This is a genomic window from Synechococcus sp. W55.1 (assembly GCF_047461655.1).
Classification (GTDB): Bacteria; Cyanobacteriota; Cyanobacteriia; order Thermostichales; family Thermostichaceae; genus Thermostichus.
In genome coordinates this window covers 28,640-48,084 of the sequence record NZ_JANSHN010000013.1, presented here as the reverse complement: position 1 = coordinate 48,084, position 19,445 = coordinate 28,640, and the positions used below count along the sequence as shown (strand labels likewise).

Genomic DNA, 19,445 nt, shown 5'->3' with positions numbered 1-19,445 from the left:
CTTGGGCTTAGAAACAGAGGGCCATCTGCTGCCCCCCTGCAAAAGCGAGGGGAAATCCAACTGGGACTAGAATAGGAAAGCCCCATCGATTGTTGTCCGTTTCTGCCAGCTTCTTGGCCTCCTGATGAACCGGTTAGAAAGCACCCTGCCTACGCCCTTCCGCAGCCCCTCCCGTTTGGCGCCGGAGGCCCCGGCCGTTGCCATCTTGCACCTGGGCTGTGAGAAAAACCGGGTGGACACCGAGCACATGCTGGGCCTGCTGGCCCAAGCGGGCTACCGGGTGGATGGGGACGAAGAGAGCGCTAACTATGTGATTGTCAACACCTGTAGCTTCATCGAGGCAGCGCGACGGGAGTCGGTCAGTACCCTGATGGAGCTGGCGGTACAAGGCAAAAAGATCATCATTGCCGGCTGCCTGGCGCAGCACTTCCAGGAGGAGCTGCTGCAGGAGATCCCGGAGGCGGTGGCTATCGTGGGCACGGGCGACTATCACCAGATCGTCCAAATCATCGAGCGGGTGGAGCGGGGAGAGCGGGTCAATGCCGTTACTTCTAGCCTGGATTACATTGCCGATGAGACTGTCCCCCGCTACCGCACCACCCACGCGCCGGTGGCCTACCTACGGGTAGCCGAGGGCTGTAACTACCGCTGCTCCTTCTGCATCATTCCCCACTTGCGGGGCAACCAACGCTCCCGCTCCATCGAGTCCATCCTCCGGGAAGCAGAACAGCTGGCCGAGGAAGGAGTGCGGGAGCTGATTTTAATTTCCCAGATCACCACCCACTACGGGATCGACCTCTACGGGGAGCCGCGCTTGGCTGAGCTTATCCGCGCCCTGGGCCAGATCCCCATTCCCTGGATCCGCATGCTCTACGCCTACCCCACCGGCATCACGCCTGCAGTGGTGGAGGCCATCCAAGAAACTCCCAATTTCTTGCCTTACCTGGATTTGCCCCTACAGCACAGCCATCCTGAGATCCTCAAGGCCATGAATCGCCCCTGGCAAGGGCAGGTCAACGACCGGGTGATCGAGCGGCTGCGCCAGGCGTTGCCCAATGCTGTGCTGCGCACCAGCTTCATTGTCGGGTTTCCCGGGGAAACGGAGGAGCATTTCCAGCATCTGCTGGCCTTTGTGCAGCGTCACCAATTTGACCATGTGGGGGTGTTTACCTTTTCCCCCGAAGAAGGCACTCCCGCCTACCATCTCCCCCATCAGGTTCCAGAGGCCGTCAAACAGGAGCGCCGTGCCCGCCTGATGCAGGTGCAGCAGGGGATCACCTTCCGCCGCAACCGCGAGCAGGTAGGCCGGGTGGTTCCCGTTCTCTTGGAGCAGGAAAACCCCAGAACCGGCGAGTGGATTGGCCGTTCCCCCCGCTTTGCCCCCGAGGTGGATGGAGTGGTGTATGTGCAGGGGCAGGGATCCCTGGGATCCCTGGTGCCGGTGCAGATCACCCGCGCTGAGCCCTATGATCTCTTTGGCCAAGTGGTGGCAGCGCCGGTGGACTTTGACTGGAGCGGGCGGTAGCGGTGCAAAGCACTTTGGTAGGATCTTCATCCACGGGAGAGGAGCTGGGAATGACTACCCTTCGCGTCAGCGGGACAGAGTCTCTAGATGATCTGAAACAAGCAGCAGCCCGAGCCGCGGTTCAAAAGGTGCAGTCGGGGATGGTGGTGGGGCTGGGCACGGGATCCACAGCCGCCTTTGCTGTCAGCGCCCTAGCAGAGCGGATGCAAAGCGAGGGTCTGCAGATCCTCGGTGTGCCCACCTCCGAGCGCACGGCTGAACAGGCCCGCTCCCTGGGGATCCCGCTGGCTACCCTAGAAGAGCAGCCGCGCCTGGATCTGGCCATCGATGGGGCCGACGAGATTGAAGTGGGATCCCTGAACCTGATCAAAGGGGCAGGAGGGGCCCTGTTGCGGGAAAAATTGGTGGAGGCCAGCGCTGCCGAGCTGATCATCATCGCCGATGCCTCTAAAAAAGTCCCGCAGTTGGGCATTCGCTTCCCGGTGCCGGTAGAGGTGGTGCGCTTTGGCTGGAAAACCACCTTGGCCCGGGTGGAGGCCATCGGCTGTGCAGCCACTCTGCGGCTGAATGCCCAAGGGGATCCCTACCTGACGGATGAGCAGCACTACATCCTCGACTGCCAATTCGGCCCCATGGCGGATCCTGCCAAGATCGCCGATCAACTCAAAGGGACGGTGGGGGTTGTGGAACATGGCCTGTTCATCGGCATGGCCAAAGAGGCAATCATCGCCCTCCCGACTGGGATCGAAACGCTGCAACCCAGCTGACAACTTCCTATACCCAGTCGTGTATTGGCGTTGCCCAGGAACTGGGTTTACAGCTTTTTCCGACTTCATGGGAGTTCCGTAGCCAAGCGGGAGCCTTCCCACGCAAGAGATTGATTGACACTGGCTGTGGTAAACAACGCTGAAAAAAGCTGTACAGCTATCCCCAACTCCCCTCTCCCCCTGGGAGAGGGGCTGGGGGTGAGGGGGAGCGCTTGGGAAATGTCTCAATCGGGTCTGAAATGACCATAGACGAAGAGGCTGTAGGCGAATTGGAGTTTCTGCCCGATGCTGACCTTACGAACTGTGGCTGACCTGCTGCAAACTCCCCTGCAGGGGGATCCCCATTTGTTGGGTCTTCCCGTCCAAGCCATTTGCACCGACAGCCGCCAATTGCAGCCGGGGTCAGTCTTTGTGGCGCTGCGGGGGGAACGGTTTGATGGACACGACTTCATTCCGCAAGCTTTGGCCGGAGGGGCCATTGCCGTCATCAGCCAGCGTCCGGTGGCCGGGCCCCATTTTCAAGTCTCAGATACCCTAGCTGCCTACCAGCGCATCGCCAGAGGCTGGCGGGAGCAGTTTCCCCCCTCCGTAGTAGCCATCACGGGCTCAGCAGGCAAAACCACCACCAAGGAAATGTTGGCGGCTGCCCTATCCCGCTACGGCACAGTTCTCAAAAGTGAGGCCAACCACAACAATGACATCGGGGTTGCTCAAACCCTGCTCCAGATGCAACCGGAGCATCAGTTTGTGGTTCTGGAAATGGCCATGCGCGGCCCCGGAGAAATTCGCCGGCTGGCTCAGATGGCTCAACCCACCCACGCTCTGATCACCCATATCGGCACCGCCCACATCGGCAGGCTGGGATCCCGCGCGGCCATTGCTGCTGCCAAGTGCGAGCTGCTGCAGGAGCTAGGGCAGGGGGTGGCTCTGCTGAATGGAGAAGATCCCTTGCTGTTGTCTACCGCCGCCAGCCTGTGGTCGGGACAAACCCTTACCTATGGCCTGGATCAGGGGGACTTACGAGGAGAATGGGATCCCCAAGCCCAAACGGTAACCGTGGAGGGCCTAACGCTGCCGGTGCCCTTGCCGGGAAGACACCATGCCCTCAACTGGATGGGGGTGCTGGCTGCTTTGCGCAGCTTGGGGCTGGATTGGGAGCGGCTCCGAGAACCCATCGCCTTGCCTACCCCTCTGGAGGGGCGCAACCGCCATCTCAAGCTGGCGGGAGATGTGGAAATCTGGGATGAAACCTACAATGCCTCGCCGGAAGCGATGATCGCGGCTCTACACCTGCTGGCCCAAACCCCGGGGAAACGGCGCTGGGCTATTCTCGGCCCGATGCGGGAATTGGGAGAGCATGCACCTCAGCTCTATGCGGAGGTGGGTCGGGCGGCTGCCCCTTTGGGGCTGGATCGGGTCTTGCTCTTGGATCCCGAAGGAGAAATGCAACCGCTGCTCGACCAAAAACCGGCAGCCCAGACAGAACGCTGCGAGGAGGTATCCGAACTGCTGGAAATCTTGCTCCATCACGTGCAAGCCGGGGATCGGCTGCTGTTCAAGGCAGCGCGGGCTGTTGAACTGGAGCGGGTGCTGCACCGCTTTTTGCAGGAGTGGCAGGCATAGGCTAAACTGAGGGATATATCGATGGAAAGCCCGCGTCCCTCGGTTGAGAGGAGATCAATCCAAGCCGAGTTCATTCCTCGTCGATAACTGCCCTTTTTCCGTACGGCATGTACTACCACAATCCCTCTCTGCGCGAAGAACCCCGCGATCAACCGCCAGCGGTGGTGCCCTCCCCCAGCAGCCTTTCCATTCTCGATTGGTTGCGCCAGGAAGGCCGGTTGATTGAGCAGCCTATTGAAGTCCCTGAGATGGCTTTGGAAGAAGATATCGATGATATCGACGATTTGATCGGGGACGACTACGACGAAGACTTCGAGCCCGAAGAAGAATAGCTGCAGTTGTTGAATGCCTCTTCACCCCCTTTGCCCGGCACAGCAAAGCCGCCGGTTCTTAGTGTGCCGGCTCTTGCAATGAAAATGTAAATAAATGTAATAGATTTCTCGGCTTGAAAGGATCCCTTTTCAGGTCGTTGTGGTTGGCTGGCAAACGTACCGGAGTTGTTGTTGCAAATCTAAAAGCAGTGGAGCATAATCCCAAAATCCTTGCGTAGATTACGTTTCGCACGTTGAGAGTATCTTTTTCCAAGATTTTTTTGATTTTTAGGAACTCGAACAGGCTCCCCTACGTCTCTAAGGAATGTAAACCTAATCTTTACGAAGGGTTACAGCATATGATTCGCAATCTCTTCACTCTCTCTTTGGCCGTTGCCTCGGCCACCACGTTGGTTGCAGCCCCTATGGTCAATGCCAGCAGCCAGGGCGCGACTTCTGAAAGCGTGAAAACCGCTGCTGCTAGTAGAACCATTGTGGATGTTGCTGCTGAGGCCGGCTCTTTCACCACCCTGATCCAAGCTTTGGAGGCTGCCGACTTGGTGGAAGTGCTTTCTGGGGAAGGCCCCTTCACCGTCTTTGCTCCCACCGATGAGGCTTTTGCAGCTCTGCCGGAAGGCACTTTGGAGGAGTTGCTCTTGCCGGAAAACCGTGAGCGATTGATCCAAATCCTCACCTACCACGTGGTGCCCGGCAAAGTTCTCTCCACCTCTTTGGAAGCTGGGGAAGTGGTTACGGTCGAGGGATCCCCTGTGGAGATCTCTTTGGCTGATGGTGTCAAGGTCAACGATGCCAATGTGGTAACAGCCGACATTGAAGCTTCCAACGGCGTGATCCACGTGATCGACAAGGTGATCTTGCCTCCACAAGGGTGACCTACCAACGCCATGGATTCTAGGCCCTTCAGGGTCTAGCCCTCTGGCAGCCCCTGCTCTGGTGGCGGGGGTTTTGTATTGGGATCCCCAGCTATTCCGTTCTTTGGGCAAGGGATCCCCAATTTCATAGGTCGATGCCAACGCTGGAAGCGTAGATCGCCTCCACCGACACGCCGGACACCCGTTGAGGACGCACGATCATGTACTCATTGTCCATTTGCTTGGGCAAGGTGATGAACTCTTCGCCGCCCACCATGAGGTTGTTGATCAGCTCGGTGTATTCTCTGGCTTCTTTGACCCGTACCTGCATGGTTTGTCCACCTTCCAGCATGATGTGGACAAGATATCCGTCAGGTTTTCTGGCCATGGATGCTCCTGCTGGGTGAACCGAAGGACGAGACGAGGGGTGTTCTTATGAACATTATTCCCCCTTTTGAGACCCCTAACCAACCCCTGACTCTTCCGTGAAATCTGGAATTGAGCTGCGCCAAACCGAATCCCAAGCCGTAGCATAGTGAAAGTGAAATGTGCTCATTTTAATCTTCCTCGCGCTCCATGCCCCATTTGCCTGATGTCTCTGCTGCCCACCGTGAGCTGGAGTGGAACGGAGTTCCTTCCACCCCGACAAACGACGCCCAACCCCTGAGCCGCTCTACCGTGAAGGATCCCATCACCGCCCGTTCCGACATCATCGCCGTCGGGGGAGCAGAGGATAAGGAAAATGAGCGCCACATCCTTTGGGAGTTCTTCCGCCGAGCGGGGGGAAAGTCTGCCCACATCACCATCGTGCCCGCGGCTTCTGGGATCCCGGCGGTGCTGGGGGAGATCTACGCCAACATTTTTCAGCAGATGGGGGCAGCCAGCCTCCAAGTTCTGGATATCCGCAGCCCGATGGAGGCAAGGGATCCCGATAACGTTGAGAAAATCCGCTTCTCCACCGGCATCTACTTTACGGGTGGGGATCAGGAGCGGCTGGCGGAGGTGCTGGCCCACAGCGAGCTGATGGAGGCCATTCGACAGCAGTGGCAGCGGGGGCAGACGGTAATTGCCGGAACCAGCGCCGGAGCTTCTGCGTTGGGGCAGCAGATGATCTCCCGCGGCTACAGCGGAGAACCGCCCACGCCGGCAATTGTAACGGTGAAGACAGGCCTGGGCCTTTTGCCTCGCGTCATCATCGATCAACATTTCCATCAGCGCAATCGCCTGGTGCGGCTGGTTACGGCGGTGGCCCACTACCCCCAATGTCTGGGCATCGGCATTGACGAGAATACGGCGGTGGTGATCCAGGCCGACGATGTGATGGAGGTGATCGGCTTGGGCACAGTGACAATTGTGGACGGGACACAACTGTACTCGACTGTTCAGGAGGCGGCAGCGGATGAGTATTTTCGGCTGCACAATGCCCGCATTCACTTTTTGCCGCCGGGATCCCGATTCGATCTCAACACCTTGTCTCCACTCTGACTGCTGAAATGTGACTGCTGAAAACTTTGTCCTGCCAAGGCGGCTGGACTGGCGCAACCTCAACACCCTCTGGGGATCCCTGTTGGCCGAAACCTTGAGTCGGCTGGGTTGCCGTTTGGCGGTGGTGTGTCCGGGATCCCGCTCAGCCCCCCTGACCTACGCCCTGGCCCAGCACCCCGACATCGAGGCAATTCCCGTGCTGGATGAGCGGTCGGCAGCCTTTTTTGCGCTGGGATTGGCCCAGCAAACCCGGCGGCCCATTCCCCTGGTGTGTACTTCCGGCAGCGCTGGCGCTCACTTTTTCCCAGCTCTCATCGAGGCGGCAGAAAGTGGCTGGCCGCTTTTGGTTTTGACGGCGGATCGGCCCCCGGAGCTGCGCCACTGCCGCGCCGGCCAAGCGATTGACCAGGTGAAGCTCTACGGCCATTACCCCAACTGGCAGGCGGAATTGGCCGTGCCCAGCGCGGCTCCAGAAGCCCTGGCCTACCTGCGCCAAACCCTAGTGCACGCCTGGGAGCGCACCCTTTACCCCTTCCCCGGCCCTGTGCATTTGAATGTGCCCTTCCGGGATCCCCTGGCTCCCATTGCTGACGGCAGCACTGCGCCTTTGATTCATTTGCAGGAAGATCCGGAGTTTGAGAAGACCTTTTTTCGTGGAGTTGTTCCGCCATGCACCGGCTCTTCCTTCCAGGCGGTGCGGAGCCCTCTGCAGACGGAGACAGCTTCTTTTTGGCAGGAGTGGCGCGGCTGTGAGCGGGGGGTGATCTTGGCGGGGCCGGCTCAACCGGCGGATCCCCAGCGTTATGTGGAGGCAGTGGCCCATTTGGCGACGGCTTTGGGGTGGCCGGTTCTGGCCGAGGGGCTCTCTCCCCTGCGCAACTACGCTTCCCTCAACCCCTATCTCATCACCACCTACGATCTCATCCTGCAGCGGGATCGGCCGCAGCTTTGGCCGGAGCAAGTCATCCAACTGGGATCCCTGCCCACCAGCAAAGCGCTGCGGCAAACCCTGGCCAAGGTTGCTCCCCGCGTTTGGCGGTTGGATCCCCGTCCCGACAATGGGGATCCCCTGCACAACCCCACCACCCATTTGCCTTTTGCCGTGGAAGAGTGGGTCTCCGGGATCCCAGAAGCACCGGCCAAGCAAACAACTTTTCTGCAGGGCTGGCTGACAGCCGAAGCGCAAATCCGGACCGCCTTAGACCAGGCTATGGCTGACCTGCCGGAGTGGTTTGAGGGTAGGATAGCCTGGTGGCTGGCCCGCCACCTGCCGCCAGAGACGCCGCTATTCATTGCCAACAGCACGCCGGTGCGGGATGTGGAGTGGTTTTGGCCCCCCAACGACCGCCGCATCCGTCCCTACTTCAATCGCGGCACCAACGGCATCGATGGCCTTCTCTCTACCGCCTTCGGGGTGGCCCACCGGCAGCGCCCGACGGTGTTGCTAACCGGGGATCTGGCCTTTTTGCACGACTGCGGCGGCCTGCGGCTTGGCCCTCACCTGCAGGGATCCCTGACCATTCTCCTCATCAACAACCAGGGGGGTGGGATTTTCGAGCTGCTGCCCATTGCTGAAGTGGGCCGTCAAGGGCCAGATCCGCCCTTTGAGCCCTACTTTGCTACTCCCCAGTCGGTGGATCTTGCCCTCCTCTGCCAAGCCCACGGCATTCCCCACCGGCGGGTGGAAAGCTGGCAGGAGCTGGCCCAAGCTTTGGATCCCTTGCCTGCCCAAGGGGTGCGGGTGTTGGAGATCCTTACGGATCGCAAGGCCGATGCTCGGCGGCGGCGGCAGTGGTTTCAGCAGGGGTCTGAGCGGTCATCCAGGCGGTAACCCGATCCCAGATCTGCTCCGGCAGATCCTCGACCTCGCAGTCCAGCCACTGGATCCCTGGCAGGGCCCGGAACCAGGTCATCTGCCGCTTGGCAAATTGGCGGGTGCGCCGCACAATCAGGGGCTGCAGCTCGGCTTCCGGGATCCGCCCCTCCAGATAAGCGCCGATTTCCGCGTAGCCCAAAGTATTCAAAAGGGGCAGGTGGGGCCCATAGCGCTCCCGCAGGGTTTTCACCTCCTCGATCCACCCCCGCTCCATCATCTCTGCCGTGCGCCGGGCAATGCGTTGTTCCAAACGGGGCATTGGGCAGCTCAGACCCAAGATCAAGATGGGGTAGTGGGGGGGATGGGCCTGCCGTAGGCTGGAAGCCGGCTTCCCGGTGGTGTAAACGATCTCCAAAGCACGCAGCGTGCGCACTGCGTCATGGGGATGAATGTGCTGGGCGGCAACGGGATCCAACTGCTGCAGCCAGGCGTAGCGGATCTCAGGGGGCCAAGTTTCCAGTTGTCTTCTCAGTTGGGGCTGCGGGGGTACAGCAGGGATCCCCAGGCCGGCAGTCACCGATTGGATGTAGAGACCGGTGCCCCCCACCAAGATGGGAGTCTGTCCCTGCCGATGGGCCGCAGCGATGCGGGCTTGGGCCGCCCGTTGAAACTCAGCCACCGTGTAGGTGTGGCAGGGATCAACAATGTCGATCAACTCGTGGGGCCAGAGAGCCCGCTCAGCAGGGGTAGGCTTGGCTGTGCCGATGTCGAACTCGCGGTAGACCTGGCGAGAGTCCGCATTCAACAACGGGGATCCCAGCCGTTGGGCCAAAAGCAGTGCCTGTCGAGATTTCCCGGTGGCCGTGGGGCCGGCAATGACGATCACTCCCGGCCATCCTGGCCGGTCGGAAGCTGCTGCAGCGGGAATGCCATTCTCGAGAGTTGCACTCATTTCGTTCGCGTCAGCGGCGCGGAGTACCTTAGTTTCGAGACATTCAGGATCTGCAAGAAAATTCACACAAGGCAACAGGTTAAAATTTTCAAGAGGCTTTGGCTCTTTGGCTACAATAGAGCTTCCATCGCGTCAGCGGTGCAGAGCACTCTAGCTTCACCTTTTTTCTGGCTTTTCGGGGTTCTCGGTGATCTCATCTTACGTCCCTGCTTCTACTGGGTTGGGCGGCAGTTGCCCACAGCTCAGGCTACCTCTACAGATACAGATGCTCACCCCTCTGCTGCTTGCTTCGGCAAGACGTGGTCTTAGCTGTCTTGGCCGGGCGGTTGGGGCAGGGATCCTGACAGTTTTGTTGGCGTGGGAACCTTGCCCGGCGCTGGGGGAAACCTTGGTGCTCAAGCAGGGAGAAGTGCGCACTCTGCCCCTGCTGCAAACCCGGGCTCGGCTGCCCTTGCAAATGGAAATGCTCTATCTGGGCATGGTCGAGGAGCGCTTCTTGAGCTACGCCCGCGCCAACAATTGGGAGACCATTTCCAGCGACCGGGAGGATCCCCGCTGGAGCCGCTGGCAACTGCGTCCTGGGGGTGAAGCCCTTTACCTGCCCGATTCCCCTTCATCTCAGAACTCCTTGGAGCCCCCCATCTATGCCCGTGGGTTTTATGTGCAAGCCTATTTTGTCGGCGGGCGCCTGGCGGGAATGCACCTGATTCGCAATCCTGAAGAGCCGGGCTTCAACTTGAAGGCCCTGCAAAGGCTTATCCGCGCCTGGTTTCCCGATAATCGCCTGATGTTGCATTACCAAATACTGCCAGAGGATCCCGAGCAGCAGGTGCTGGGCGCCTATTTGGGCACCATTCCTCCTCCCTACCTTGCCGATATTCAGCGCAATCGCGTGCCTTTTTGTCAGACTTTTTTCAGCCCCACTTTGCCCCAGCCGATCATCCCCCCCTCCGTCGATGTGCCTCCCCATTGCTTGGGCACGACTGCTGCCAGCAGCGGGACGGGGCCTCACGCTGCCCAGAAAGAGACTGCGGCTATGCGCTAGTTGCAACAGTGTTGCGTAGCAATAAGGTTGTGAGGCTAAAACCATTCCCCCTCTGTGGACGAAGAGCCGGGAGTGGGGGGCCAGATTAAGTCAGCGGCGCAAAGCGCCAGGGCCAAGCTGGATTTTAGAAGGGAGCAATTTCCTTCAAATCAAACTGTCACCAGCTCGGGACGGCGGCTGTTGCGAATGCTGCGAATGGCTTCTGCATAGTCTTTGGCCTTGAACACTGCCGAACCGGCCACAATGGCATTGGCTCCTGCCTCGATCACCTGCCAAGCGTTGCTTCCCTTCAAGCCACCATCCACCTCGATCCAGGGATCCAGGCCCCGCTCATCGCACATGGCCCGCAACTGGCGAATTTTGGGCACCACTGCCGGAATGAAGCTTTGCCCGCCAAATCCGGGGTTGACACTCATGATCAACACCAGATCCACCAGATCCAGCACGTATTGGATCAGCTCCAAAGGGCTGGCCGGATTGAGCACCACGCCCGCTTGCTTGCCCAGATCCTTGATTTGGCTGAGGGTGCGGTGCAGGTGAATGGTGGAGCTGGACTCTGCGTGCACGGAAATAATGTCGGCCCCTGCCTTGGCAAAATCCGCCACATAGTTCTCCGGCTCTACAATCATCAGGTGGACGTCCAGGGGCTTGGCCGTCACCGGGCGCAGGGCTTCCACCACCAACGGGCCGATGGTGATGTTGGGCACAAAGCGGCCATCCATCACATCCACATGGATCCAGTCGGCCCCCGCCTCATCCACTGCCCGTACTTCCTCCCCCAACCGGCTGAAATCGGCTGAAAGGATGGAAGGGGCGATCACAATCGGCTTTTGCCCAGAGGTCGCTGACGGCTGCACCATGGTGAGTCCTGGGGATTGAAAACAGAGAAACGGAGAAACCTGCTCCTCTATGGTACGGGGTTTGATCCCCTTTGCAAAGCGTCATATCCCCTCTCAGCTTGGCACTCAAGGCTCCAGGGGGGACGTGGACTCTCGCGACAGGATCCCGTTCGCGTTGGCGGAACGGAGTCCTTTCAAGCTCGCATCGCCGGGCCACAGACCCTGCAAGACTTGGGCAACACGGTGCCAGGGATCCAGCCGTTCCGTTCGCGTTGGCGGGACGGAGCCCTTGCTGCTTTGAGGCTCTGGAGAAGACTGCTCAGAGGGAGCGGGATCCCTTTCTTCCAACTGCAGAGAAAGCTGCTGCAACTGCATGTAGATGCTGTTCACGGCCAACATGGCCAAGACCGTGCCGAAAAACTTGGTGCGGGATCCCATGGGCCAACCCCTGTGCGAAAACAAAGATACGGTTGTCGCGGGTGCGCTAGCTCCACCTTAGCTTACGGGTTTGGCTTGCCGTTCGGAGAAAATATTGATGTTCGCGTCGGCCTTGCAAAGCCCCACGGTCAAGATTTCCCAACAAGACAATGACTGCCCCCCAAAAGCCAACCTATCATCACCTGCACACCGCCCTTTGGGTGAGCGATCTGGCCAGAGCCGAACATTTTTACGGAACGGTGCTTGGGATCCCCAAGGTGGAACGGTTGCCGTTTGACTTTCCCGGCGCTTGGTATCAAGTGGGTTCCTCCCAAATTCATTTAATCGTGGCCGAGGAGCCGATGGATCCACGGCAGCGAAGCGGAACGGGATCCTCAAAGTGGGGGCGTAATCCCCATGTGGCGCTGGGGGTAGATGACTTGGAAGCGGTGAAGGCTCGCCTGCGGCAGGAAGGGTATGAGGTGCAACCGAGCGCTTCCGGGCGAGCGGCAGTGTTCGTCCGGGATCCGGATGGGAATGTGATAGAGCTAAGCTCGATTAGCGCAACTTAGCCATGAGCCATCTCCCCTCAGCAATGCCGCCGGTTGCAACAGCGTTGCGTAGCGATATGGGTTCTCGTTGCCAGTTCGATCCGGCCATCAGCCTGGTCAGTTCCGCACAGATGCAGCGCATTGAGGAGCAGATCTTCTCTGCCGGCATGCCCGTTGCCGCTCTGATGGAGAAGGTGGGGCTGGCCGTTGTTGCTCAGTTGCAGAAGGATTTTCCGCAAGCCCATCGCATTGGGATCCTCTGTGGGACAGGGCACAACGGTGGCGATGGGTTGGTGGTTGGGCGGGAGCTATGGCTGGCCCAAAAGTCGGTGAAGGTGTGGCTGGGCAAGCCGGATCTCAAACCCCTGACGGCAGACCACGCCCGCTATCTCAAGGCGCTGGGGGCAGAGTTTGTGGAGAGTCTTGAAGAGCTGGCCGATTGCGATTTGTTAATTGATGCCCTGTTTGGGATCGGTCTGAACCGGCCTTTGGGGGAGCCTTGGGCGGGGGCGGTGGGGTGGGCCAATGGCAGTGGGATCCCCATCCTTAGCCTGGATTTGCCGTCTGGCCTCAACGACCAAACCGGGGAAGTCTGGGGCTGCTGCATTCGCGCCAGCCATACCTATACCCTTGGCCTTTGGAAACGGGGGCTGTGGCAGGAAGCAGCTCTGCCTTGGGTAGGACGGTTACATCGCGTTGATTTTGGGATCCCCGCTTGGGCCTGCCCAGAGGATGAGGTTCCCCGGTTGTTGCTGCGGCCTTGGCAGCACTTTCCTGCGGATCCCCCTTTGGATACCCACAAATACCGCCAGGGATCCCTGTTGTTGGTGGCAGGCTCGGCAGCCTATGCTGGAGCAGCGGTGTTGGCGGGGCTGGGATCCCGCGCCAGCGGGGTGGGCATGGTGACGATGGCGGCGCCGGCGGAGTTGAAAGGACTGATCCACAGCGCCCTGCCGGAAGTCTTGGTCTATGCCTGGGAGGGGATCCCCGCTTTGCCCCAGGTGGCCGAGAAACCCTTTCAGGCGGTGGCCGTGGGGCCGGGCTTGGGAGAAACCCGTTTGCCCCTGCTGGAGATCCTGCTGCGGGATTGGGCCGGGATCCCCTGGGTGATCGATGCGGATGGCCTCAATGCTCTGGCGGAGATGGGGGTAGAGCGCCTGCCAGAAAACGGGATCCAGGCCATCCTCACCCCCCACCTGGGGGAATTTCGGCGGCTTTTTCCGGGGATCCCGCTTGGGGATCGCATCGAGGCAGCCCAAAGGGCGGCAGCCCAGAGTGGAGCAGTGGTGGTTTTGAAAGGGGCGCGGACGGTGATCGCCTCTCCCACTGGGGAATGCTGGGTGAACCCGGAGAGCACACCGGCTTTGGCCCGCGGTGGCAGCGGCGATGTCTTGACTGGCCTGATTGGTGGCCTGGTGGCCCGCCGAACGGCCCAAGTGGGTCGGCCCTTGGAGATTGCTGAGCTGCTCAGTTGCGCCTGTGCCGGGGTGTGGTGGCATGCCCAAGCGGCTATCCAGCTGGCGCGGGAACGCGGTCTAACAGGGGTGGATCCGGCCCACCTGGCGGAGCACCTGCCCAAGGCGCTGCAGAGCCTGCGGGAGCAAGGGTGAAGGAAGGAGCTGCAAAACCCAGCCTAGGGTTTCAGGAACCCCAGGGCCAACCCCAAGAAAATGAACAGGCCAAAGCCAATCCGATAGACGATGAACAGCCAGGTGCTGCTGCGCTGCAAAAACTGAATCAGCCAATCGATAGAGAGATAGGAAAAGACAAAAGCAGAAAGAGTGCCCAACCCCTGCGACAGCAGCGCCTCTGCCCTGAACTCAGAGATCAACTCTTCTACCCCCGCCAAAAAGAGCGCCGGGATCCCCAGCAAGAAGGAGTAACGGGCGGCAGCCGGGCGTTGCAAATGGAGAAACAGCCCCGCCGTCAGCGTCGAGCCGGAGCGCGACACCCCAGGGATCAGGGACAAAGCTTGGGCCAGCCCCACCCAGATCCCATCCCCAATGCCCAAGCTGTGAAGGTCTCGCTGGCGTTTGCCCGTTTGCTCTGCCCAGCCCAACAACAAAGCCAAGCCAATGGCTGCAGTGGCGATCACCCACAACTGGCGGGGTGGGGATCCCCAAATGGCCTTGATGGCCCAGCCGGCAACCACAATTGGCACTGTTCCCACCAGGATCCCGACCGACAGCCGCCAAGGCTCCTGCTGAAAATCTCGTTCTCGCCAAGCCTTCCAAGAGCCGAGGATCAACTGGCGCAGGTCAGAGGCAAAGTAGATCAGCACCGCCCCCAAACTGCCCAACTGGATCACCGCCGTAAACGAAGCTCCCGCATCCGGCCACCCCACCAAAGCCGGAAACACCCGCAGATGGGCCGTGCTGCTAATGGGCAGAAATTCGGTGATCCCCTGCACCATGCCCAAAATCAGAGCCTGCCACCAATTGGGATACCAGGTGTCAGCAAGCAACAAGGTAAACACTCCCCCACCCAAACTTGCCGGATTTGCACAATCCCCATTCTTAGAAAAACTCAGAACTCCGGCTTTTTCCAGCAGCCCATACCACGGCGAACAAACACTTGCAGAGGGATCCCACCCCAACTGGCCGGGAACTTGGGTGTCGCTGTCCCAGACCCGCAAAAGGGCTGTGCCTATAGGATCGCCGCAAAGATCAACAGTAGGTCAGATCATCGGGTCAATAGATCAGAAGCCAATCCGCTCTGGGTCTTCAATGGTAATCAGCCAGTTGCCCACATTCCGGAAGAGGGGGTTGGGTTCCGTACCCCGTACCCGCGCCTCCACACGGTAGATACCGGCAGATGAAGGGTTGCGCACGTTGGAGAGCACCAGACGGATCTCCTGACCGGCAGCAATGGGTTGACGGGCCACCACCTCTAGAGAGCGAAACTCCTCGTTCCAGTACACTTGATCCAGCTCTACAGGCCGGCCTTCTACCTCCAGGCGGACACTTTCCGGATCGATGCGGCCATCGAAATTCCTGTCCCCGTTGATCTGCACTTCTGCCACCGCCACATTCTGGGGGGGAATGGTCAGGCGATAGCGATCCAAACGACTGCGAACCCCGCCAAAATCGAGCCGATAGCTGAGGACAGGTACCCCTTCACTGCCGGTGATCACCAAACCCGACTGCGCCTCTGCAGAATGGGGCATCACCAGGGATCCCAGGCTCCCCATCACCAGAACCGCCAAGGCCAGCCTCATGCCTCGCCGGGCAAGGCCAAGTTCCTGCGAACATTTCCCTGCTCTCATCACTGCTCTCAACACCCAAACCTCCGCTGGTTGAAACACCTCAGCACCTTCAAAGCTCACTAGCGCGGCCTGTAGACAGCCTGACCGATGGCAAGCAAGGCCGACGCCTCGCCGTCCATTGTAGAGGATGGGATCCTCTCTACCGAGAGAGCCTAGGGCTCACCGGGGTGCGCAAGTACGCAGTTCTGGCAGAGATCTCAACAAGAACTTTGGGCCACTATACCCACAGTGCAGCCCCCCACAGCGCCGATTGTAACGGCAAGATGCCCCTGCCCTTCTACTGCTTCTTCACTTGAGGAAACTCAGCACCCCCACCCCAATCACCATCAGCACCCAGAGCAGGGATCCCACCAGAATCACATTCTTGGCCCGGCTCCAGTCACTGGCTGAGCTGTAGAGCACCGGCACCGCCACCACCAAGAGCAAGCTGTAAAGCACCAACACCAACAAAGCAATTTGGAAAACGAGCATCATCTTGCGGATCCCTCACAAAAGTCTTGTCTTGGATAAAAGCTCCCGGTAACACCGGATGGCAGCAGGATAAATAGGATGACGCTCTGACTATACCAAAATAGGATCCCTCCCAAGGCCAGATCCGTTGAGGCGGCTGATGGATTCATCTAGACACAGGCTGGAGGCGGAAGGGGTTAAAGTCGGTTGCCACATCGAAGTAGTCTTCTTGTTCTTGCTGCTTTAGCCAGCCGGTAATGGCATAGGTCAGGGGCGTAAACGCCACCTCAACGGCACACTTGAACACATAGTTGGAGAGTATTAAGCTGCCCAGGCCAGGGAACACCCCCCAGAAGGCCAAGGTGACAAACAGTCCAGTATCCACCGCTTGGCCCACCAGGGTAGAGCCGATGGTGCGTGTCCACAGCCACCGTCCCCGCGTCCACACCTTCATGCGGGCCAGTACATAGGCGTTGGCAAAGCTGCCTCCCCAATAGGCGATTAAGCTGGCCAGCACAAGGCGGGGCGTCAGGCCCAGAATCTGGTCGTAGGCTTCTTGATAGGGCCAGTCGGGGGCGGCCGGCAGGGATCCCACGATCATGAATGTCACCGACATGAGGGCCGCCGAGAGAAATCCCAGCCAGATCACCCGCCGCGAGCGGGCATAGCCATAGACTTCGGTGAGGATGTCGCCAAAGATATAGCTGAGGGGGAAGAGAATGGTGCCCCCGTCAAAGGTAAAGGGCCCCAGAAGAACGATCTTGGTCGAGGCGATGTTGGAAATCAGCAGCACGGCCACAAATAGAGCCGTCACCGCATCTAGGTGTCGATAAGCTCGCTCAAAAACCCTCTCAGACATCAGGATCCCCCCAACAACTTACGAATGTGCCGCAGCTCCTTGACGATCAAGGCCAAACCCTGGGCATGTCGCTCCACTTCGCCGGCGAGCTTGCTGATCTGGGCCTCCAGATTGCTGCTGCGGGATTCCTGACGCGCCAGGCATTGGTTGATCCCAGAAAGCCGCGCCACCACCTCCCGCTGGATCAAGTTTTCCGTACCTTGAATCAGCAGCGTCTCGATGGCGGTGAGCCGGTTCAGAATCAGTTGGGTGTTGGTTTCGGATCCCGGCTCCGGTGCAGCGGCAGGGGCAACCTGGAGGACCTTTTGGATAAGAGCCAAAAGGGCATCTGCCTCAAACGGTTTCTCGATGAAATCAAAATCGACAAAGGGCTCAGGAATGCGGGCAGTCACCTGTTCCTTCAGCCCCGACATCATGATGATAGGAGTATTTTTCAGACTGTCTTCGCGGCGGATGGCCTGCAAGGTGTCGTAGCCATCCATCTTGGGCATGACAAAATCCAGCAGGATCAGGTCGGGGTGATGTTTTTTGGCCGCTTCCAGCCCTGTCAACCCGTCTTTGGCCTCCACCACTTGGAACTGATCGGCCAAGATGCTGGCCACCATCTTGCGAATCATGATGCTATCGTCAATGACCAACACCGTCTTGGTTGTCATGCTGAGGCGCTCCCTCTTCCCATTATCAAATCGACCTGAGCAGCCCCTTCCTCCAGCTCATAGGGCAATCGGGGACATCCTTTTGAGGACACCACTAGAGTACTCCCCTGCTTGGCCAGATGGGGTGTGCTCAGGGATCCCATTCTGCTGGGTTCTCTTCGATCCCGGCGGTTGTCGGCTTGGCGTGGCTGCCTTGCTATAATTGAGTGTAAACAAACGTTAAGCATTTATTCGCACCTTGCAGGGTTATGAGCCTACAACTGAGTCCTGAGCTGTCGCTGCCGATCCCATCTCCGGTCGGAGAAGCTGCCTACCGCGCTTTTCAGTGGGGCAAAAACATCTTTGGCTTCGCCCACAAAGCGCTCTCCACCCAAGCTTCGGATCTGATGCTCTCGGTGCTCAGGGATCTGCAAAGCTTCTCCTCCGGGAGGACCCCGCCGCCGCGGGCCAAGGTGCGGGTGAGCGCTGACACGCTACAGGTGTTGCGGGCCCGTTACGAACAACTCCTGCAAGCGGACTGGCAAGATGCTGAGGCAGGGTACTACCCTCACGCGCTCCTGTTCGACAACCCCTGGCTGGACTTTGCCCGCTATTACCCACAGGTGTGGTTGGATTTGCCGCAAATTACTCGGCGGGTTCACAGCAAGCGTTACCAAGAGTTTTCTCAAGACATCTCCACCGAGGGCTATCCGAAATACTACCTGCAAAATTTCCATTACCAAACCAACGGCTACCTGAGCGACAGCTCGGCTGAGCTTTATGACCTGCAGGTGGAGCTGCTGTTTGGGGGCACAGCGGACGCGATGCGCCGTCGGGTGATTCGCCTGCTCAAAGATGCCTTGGATCCCACCTTGGTCAGCCCCCACATCCTCGATGTAGCTTGTGGCACGGGGCGGATGCTGCGCCTACTGCGGGGATCCCTGCCCAAAGCGGCTTTGTACGGTCTGGATCTTTCCCCCGCCTATCTGCGCAAGGCCAACCGACTGTTGCAGGAGCTGCCGGGGGAGCTGCCCCAGCTTATCCGCGCCAACGCCGAGGCCATGCCCTATGCCGATGCCACCTTTGACGCCGTCATCAGCGTTTTTCTCTTTCATGAGCTGCCTGGCCCGGCCAGACAAAATGTCATCAACGAGATGAGTCGGGTGGTGAAGCCAGGGGGCGTGGTGGTCATCTGCGACTCGGTGCAACTGCTGGATTCGCCAGAGCTGAAGGAGACGATGGAAGCCTTTATGCAAACCTTCCACGAACCCTACTACCGCGACTACATCCACGACGATCTGGGGGTGCGCCTGCAACAGGCAGGCTGTGCGGTGCTGCGCCGGGAGACTCACTATGTCAGCGCCTACACCCTAGCCCGTAAGGGTTGAGCGCCCTTTCCACAAGCTTAAGAGGAAGAGTAAATCGGCGGTCACTTGTCCAGAGGGTGTATAGTAGTTTTAGACACGAAACCTTGGATGAGAAGACGGGCCACTGACTGGATAACCTTCAGGTGCAAGTCCGTCCGAACTCTTTTCTTGTACTTAGGCTCATGTCCCACTCCCATGGATCCCTCCGCGCCGGTATCACTGCTCTCAAGCAGGAGCGCTACCTGGAGGCGATCAACCTTCTCGAGTCCTTCTGCTACTGCTGTTCCATCCAAGAAAGACAAGAGAGTTTGTCCCGCCGCCTGAGCGAGCGCAATGGCTCTAGGGCAGATCCGGAAGAATGCGTTTTGGCTCGTGTAGCTCTGATCATGGCATATCAGGGCAGTGGTGACTTGGAGCGCTCAACTGCCCTTTGCCAAGAGCTGTTGGAGGAGAAGGAAACTCCTGAGTCCGCTCCCTGGGCTCGGGAATGGGCAGCTCAGGCTCTACCTACCCTCAAGCAGGCTTCAGAACACTCCATGCCCCCTGAGGAAGTCATGGCGCGGCTACCCGTTCTCCGGCAGTTGGAAGACTGTCAGCCGCTGTGTAGCTCCCGCGATCCGGCTCCGCATCTGCTCAAATCTGCCTCTCTCTGAGGGAGAGGATCTG

The 19,445-nt window shown here is 59.3% G+C and carries 21 protein-coding genes; 12 read left to right on the top strand and 9 right to left on the bottom strand.

Translation table 11 applies throughout. From position 1 onward, the window contains the following. Positions 1–124: 124 nt before the first annotated feature. The 5 genes from rimO (at position 125) to NW816_RS08025 (ending at position 5,119) form a co-directional block, all read left to right on the top strand. The gene (gene rimO / locus NW816_RS08045; protein WP_414408821.1) at positions 125–1,525 is read left to right on the top strand and encodes a 30S ribosomal protein S12 methylthiotransferase RimO; all 1,401 of its coding nucleotides are present in this window, start codon (positions 125–127) and stop codon (positions 1,523–1,525) included. A 50-nt stretch (positions 1,526–1,575) separates the two neighbouring features. Further along, positions 1,576–2,292, top strand: coding sequence for a ribose 5-phosphate isomerase A (gene rpiA, locus NW816_RS08040; protein ID WP_414408820.1), 717 nt, complete (start codon positions 1,576–1,578; stop codon positions 2,290–2,292). A gap of 285 nt (positions 2,293–2,577) precedes the next feature. Continuing rightward, a complete protein-coding gene (locus tag NW816_RS08035) occupies positions 2,578–3,915 on the top strand; it encodes a UDP-N-acetylmuramoyl-tripeptide--D-alanyl-D-alanine ligase (protein WP_414408819.1) in 1,338 nt (445 codons plus the stop codon). Positions 3,916–4,022: 107 nt separating this feature from the next. Beyond that, the gene (locus NW816_RS08030; protein WP_414408818.1) at positions 4,023–4,247 is read left to right on the top strand and encodes a DUF3134 family protein; all 225 of its coding nucleotides are present in this window, start codon (positions 4,023–4,025) and stop codon (positions 4,245–4,247) included. A 404-nt stretch (positions 4,248–4,651) separates the two neighbouring features. Further along, complete coding sequence (locus NW816_RS08025) at positions 4,652–5,119, top strand: fasciclin domain-containing protein (protein ID WP_414357395.1); 468 nt, start codon at positions 4,652–4,654, stop codon at positions 5,117–5,119. Positions 5,120–5,243: 124 nt separating this feature from the next. Here the strand turns inward: NW816_RS08025 and NW816_RS08020 are convergent, their stop codons facing one another. Beyond that, complete coding sequence (locus NW816_RS08020) at positions 5,244–5,486, bottom strand: hypothetical protein (RefSeq protein ID WP_011433628.1); 243 nt, start codon at positions 5,484–5,486, stop codon at positions 5,244–5,246. Between the two features lie 188 nt (positions 5,487–5,674). On the opposite strand from NW816_RS08020, the gene NW816_RS08015 reads away from it, so the two are divergent. Both NW816_RS08015 and menD read left to right on the top strand, forming a co-directional pair. Then, positions 5,675–6,583, top strand: coding sequence for a cyanophycinase (locus NW816_RS08015; RefSeq protein WP_148202746.1), 909 nt, complete (start codon positions 5,675–5,677; stop codon positions 6,581–6,583). Between the two features lie 10 nt (positions 6,584–6,593). Next, positions 6,594–8,414, top strand: a complete 1,821-nt coding sequence (gene menD, locus NW816_RS08010) for a 2-succinyl-5-enolpyruvyl-6-hydroxy-3-cyclohexene-1-carboxylic-acid synthase (RefSeq protein ID WP_414408817.1) — start codon at positions 6,594–6,596, stop codon at positions 8,412–8,414. Here menD and miaA read toward each other — a convergent pair. Beyond that, positions 8,338–9,351 carry a tRNA (adenosine(37)-N6)-dimethylallyltransferase MiaA gene (gene miaA / locus NW816_RS08005; RefSeq protein ID WP_414408816.1) on the bottom strand — a complete coding sequence of 338 codons (1,014 nt, stop codon included), beginning with the start codon at positions 9,349–9,351 and terminating at the stop codon, positions 8,338–8,340. The two genes, menD and miaA, sit on opposite strands and share 77 nt — an antisense overlap. A gap of 265 nt (positions 9,352–9,616) precedes the next feature. On the opposite strand from miaA, the gene NW816_RS08000 reads away from it, so the two are divergent. Beyond that, the gene (locus NW816_RS08000; protein WP_414408815.1) at positions 9,617–10,396 is read left to right on the top strand and encodes a hypothetical protein; all 780 of its coding nucleotides are present in this window, start codon (positions 9,617–9,619) and stop codon (positions 10,394–10,396) included. 149 nt (positions 10,397–10,545) lie between these two features. Here the strand turns inward: NW816_RS08000 and rpe are convergent, their stop codons facing one another. Both rpe and NW816_RS07990 read right to left on the bottom strand, forming a co-directional pair. Further along, the gene (gene rpe / locus NW816_RS07995; protein WP_414408814.1) at positions 10,546–11,256 is read right to left on the bottom strand and encodes a ribulose-phosphate 3-epimerase; all 711 of its coding nucleotides are present in this window, start codon (positions 11,254–11,256) and stop codon (positions 10,546–10,548) included. 105 nt (positions 11,257–11,361) lie between these two features. Continuing rightward, entirely contained in the window at positions 11,362–11,673 is a 312-nt protein-coding gene (locus tag NW816_RS07990; protein WP_011433635.1) for a hypothetical protein, read from the bottom strand. A gap of 149 nt (positions 11,674–11,822) precedes the next feature. Between NW816_RS07990 and NW816_RS07985 the strand changes: the two genes are divergently transcribed. Together NW816_RS07985 and NW816_RS07980 are read left to right on the top strand one after the other, a co-directional pair. Continuing rightward, positions 11,823–12,224 (top strand): VOC family protein, encoded by a 402-nt coding sequence (locus tag NW816_RS07985; protein ID WP_414342431.1) that lies wholly within the window; start codon positions 11,823–11,825, stop codon positions 12,222–12,224. Positions 12,225–12,226: 2 nt separating this feature from the next. After that, entirely contained in the window at positions 12,227–13,813 is a 1,587-nt protein-coding gene (locus tag NW816_RS07980) for an NAD(P)H-hydrate dehydratase (protein WP_414408813.1), read from the top strand. 23 nt (positions 13,814–13,836) lie between these two features. Here the strand turns inward: NW816_RS07980 and NW816_RS07975 are convergent, their stop codons facing one another. The 5 genes from NW816_RS07975 to NW816_RS07955 all read right to left on the bottom strand — a co-directional run bounded on the left by NW816_RS07975 (position 13,837) and on the right by NW816_RS07955 (position 17,433). Further along, positions 13,837–14,670 (bottom strand): undecaprenyl-diphosphate phosphatase, encoded by an 834-nt coding sequence (locus tag NW816_RS07975; RefSeq protein WP_414408812.1) that lies wholly within the window; start codon positions 14,668–14,670, stop codon positions 13,837–13,839. Between the two features lie 231 nt (positions 14,671–14,901). Continuing rightward, a complete protein-coding gene (locus tag NW816_RS07970) occupies positions 14,902–15,420 on the bottom strand; it encodes a DUF2808 domain-containing protein (protein ID WP_238376751.1) in 519 nt (172 codons plus the stop codon). A 336-nt stretch (positions 15,421–15,756) separates the two neighbouring features. Continuing rightward, positions 15,757–15,942, bottom strand: coding sequence for a photosystem II reaction center protein PsbZ (psbZ, locus tag NW816_RS07965; RefSeq protein ID WP_011433643.1), 186 nt, complete (start codon positions 15,940–15,942; stop codon positions 15,757–15,759). Between the two features lie 142 nt (positions 15,943–16,084). After that, positions 16,085–16,777 (bottom strand): queuosine precursor transporter, encoded by a 693-nt coding sequence (locus NW816_RS07960; protein WP_414408811.1) that lies wholly within the window; start codon positions 16,775–16,777, stop codon positions 16,085–16,087. Beyond that, positions 16,777–17,433 carry a response regulator gene (locus NW816_RS07955; RefSeq protein WP_414408810.1) on the bottom strand — a complete coding sequence of 219 codons (657 nt, stop codon included), beginning with the start codon at positions 17,431–17,433 and terminating at the stop codon, positions 16,777–16,779. Before NW816_RS07955 ends, NW816_RS07960 begins: the two co-directional genes overlap by 1 nt. A gap of 248 nt (positions 17,434–17,681) precedes the next feature. On the opposite strand from NW816_RS07955, the gene NW816_RS07950 reads away from it, so the two are divergent. Both NW816_RS07950 and NW816_RS07945 read left to right on the top strand, forming a co-directional pair. Then, positions 17,682–18,800, top strand: a complete 1,119-nt coding sequence (locus NW816_RS07950) for a class I SAM-dependent methyltransferase (RefSeq protein ID WP_011433647.1) — start codon at positions 17,682–17,684, stop codon at positions 18,798–18,800. A gap of 161 nt (positions 18,801–18,961) precedes the next feature. After that, positions 18,962–19,432 (top strand): hypothetical protein, encoded by a 471-nt coding sequence (locus tag NW816_RS07945; RefSeq protein WP_414408809.1) that lies wholly within the window; start codon positions 18,962–18,964, stop codon positions 19,430–19,432. Positions 19,433–19,445: the final 13 nt, after the last annotated feature.

What these genes read in the sequence shown, in the direction of transcription:
- rimO (WP_414408821.1), top strand. Translation starts at nt 125, where the DNA reads ATGAACCGGTTAGAAAGCACCCTGCCTACGCCCTTCCGCAGCCCCTCC.
- rpiA (WP_414408820.1), top strand. Translation starts at nt 1,576, where the DNA reads ATGACTACCCTTCGCGTCAGCGGGACAGAGTCTCTAGATGATCTGAAA.
- NW816_RS08035 (WP_414408819.1), top strand. Translation starts at nt 2,578, where the DNA reads ATGCTGACCTTACGAACTGTGGCTGACCTGCTGCAAACTCCCCTGCAG.
- NW816_RS08030 (WP_414408818.1), top strand. Translation starts at nt 4,023, where the DNA reads ATGTACTACCACAATCCCTCTCTGCGCGAAGAACCCCGCGATCAACCG.
- NW816_RS08025 (WP_414357395.1), top strand. Translation starts at nt 4,652, where the DNA reads ATGGTCAATGCCAGCAGCCAGGGCGCGACTTCTGAAAGCGTGAAAACC.
- NW816_RS08020 (WP_011433628.1), bottom strand. Translation starts at nt 5,486, where the DNA reads ATGGCCAGAAAACCTGACGGATATCTTGTCCACATCATGCTGGAAGGT.
- NW816_RS08015 (WP_148202746.1), top strand. Translation starts at nt 5,675, where the DNA reads ATGCCCCATTTGCCTGATGTCTCTGCTGCCCACCGTGAGCTGGAGTGG.
- miaA (WP_414408816.1), bottom strand. Translation starts at nt 9,351, where the DNA reads ATGAGTGCAACTCTCGAGAATGGCATTCCCGCTGCAGCAGCTTCCGAC.
- NW816_RS08000 (WP_414408815.1), top strand. Translation starts at nt 9,617, where the DNA reads ATGCTCACCCCTCTGCTGCTTGCTTCGGCAAGACGTGGTCTTAGCTGT.
- rpe (WP_414408814.1), bottom strand. Translation starts at nt 11,256, where the DNA reads ATGGTGCAGCCGTCAGCGACCTCTGGGCAAAAGCCGATTGTGATCGCC.
- NW816_RS07990 (WP_011433635.1), bottom strand. Translation starts at nt 11,673, where the DNA reads ATGGGATCCCGCACCAAGTTTTTCGGCACGGTCTTGGCCATGTTGGCC.
- NW816_RS07985 (WP_414342431.1), top strand. Translation starts at nt 11,823, where the DNA reads ATGACTGCCCCCCAAAAGCCAACCTATCATCACCTGCACACCGCCCTT.
- NW816_RS07980 (WP_414408813.1), top strand. Translation starts at nt 12,227, where the DNA reads ATGAGCCATCTCCCCTCAGCAATGCCGCCGGTTGCAACAGCGTTGCGT.
- NW816_RS07970 (WP_238376751.1), bottom strand. Translation starts at nt 15,420, where the DNA reads ATGAGGCTGGCCTTGGCGGTTCTGGTGATGGGGAGCCTGGGATCCCTG.
- psbZ (WP_011433643.1), bottom strand. Translation starts at nt 15,942, where the DNA reads ATGATGCTCGTTTTCCAAATTGCTTTGTTGGTGTTGGTGCTTTACAGC.
- NW816_RS07960 (WP_414408811.1), bottom strand. Translation starts at nt 16,777, where the DNA reads ATGTCTGAGAGGGTTTTTGAGCGAGCTTATCGACACCTAGATGCGGTG.
- NW816_RS07955 (WP_414408810.1), bottom strand. Translation starts at nt 17,433, where the DNA reads ATGACAACCAAGACGGTGTTGGTCATTGACGATAGCATCATGATTCGC.
- NW816_RS07950 (WP_011433647.1), top strand. Translation starts at nt 17,682, where the DNA reads ATGAGCCTACAACTGAGTCCTGAGCTGTCGCTGCCGATCCCATCTCCG.
- NW816_RS07945 (WP_414408809.1), top strand. Translation starts at nt 18,962, where the DNA reads ATGTCCCACTCCCATGGATCCCTCCGCGCCGGTATCACTGCTCTCAAG.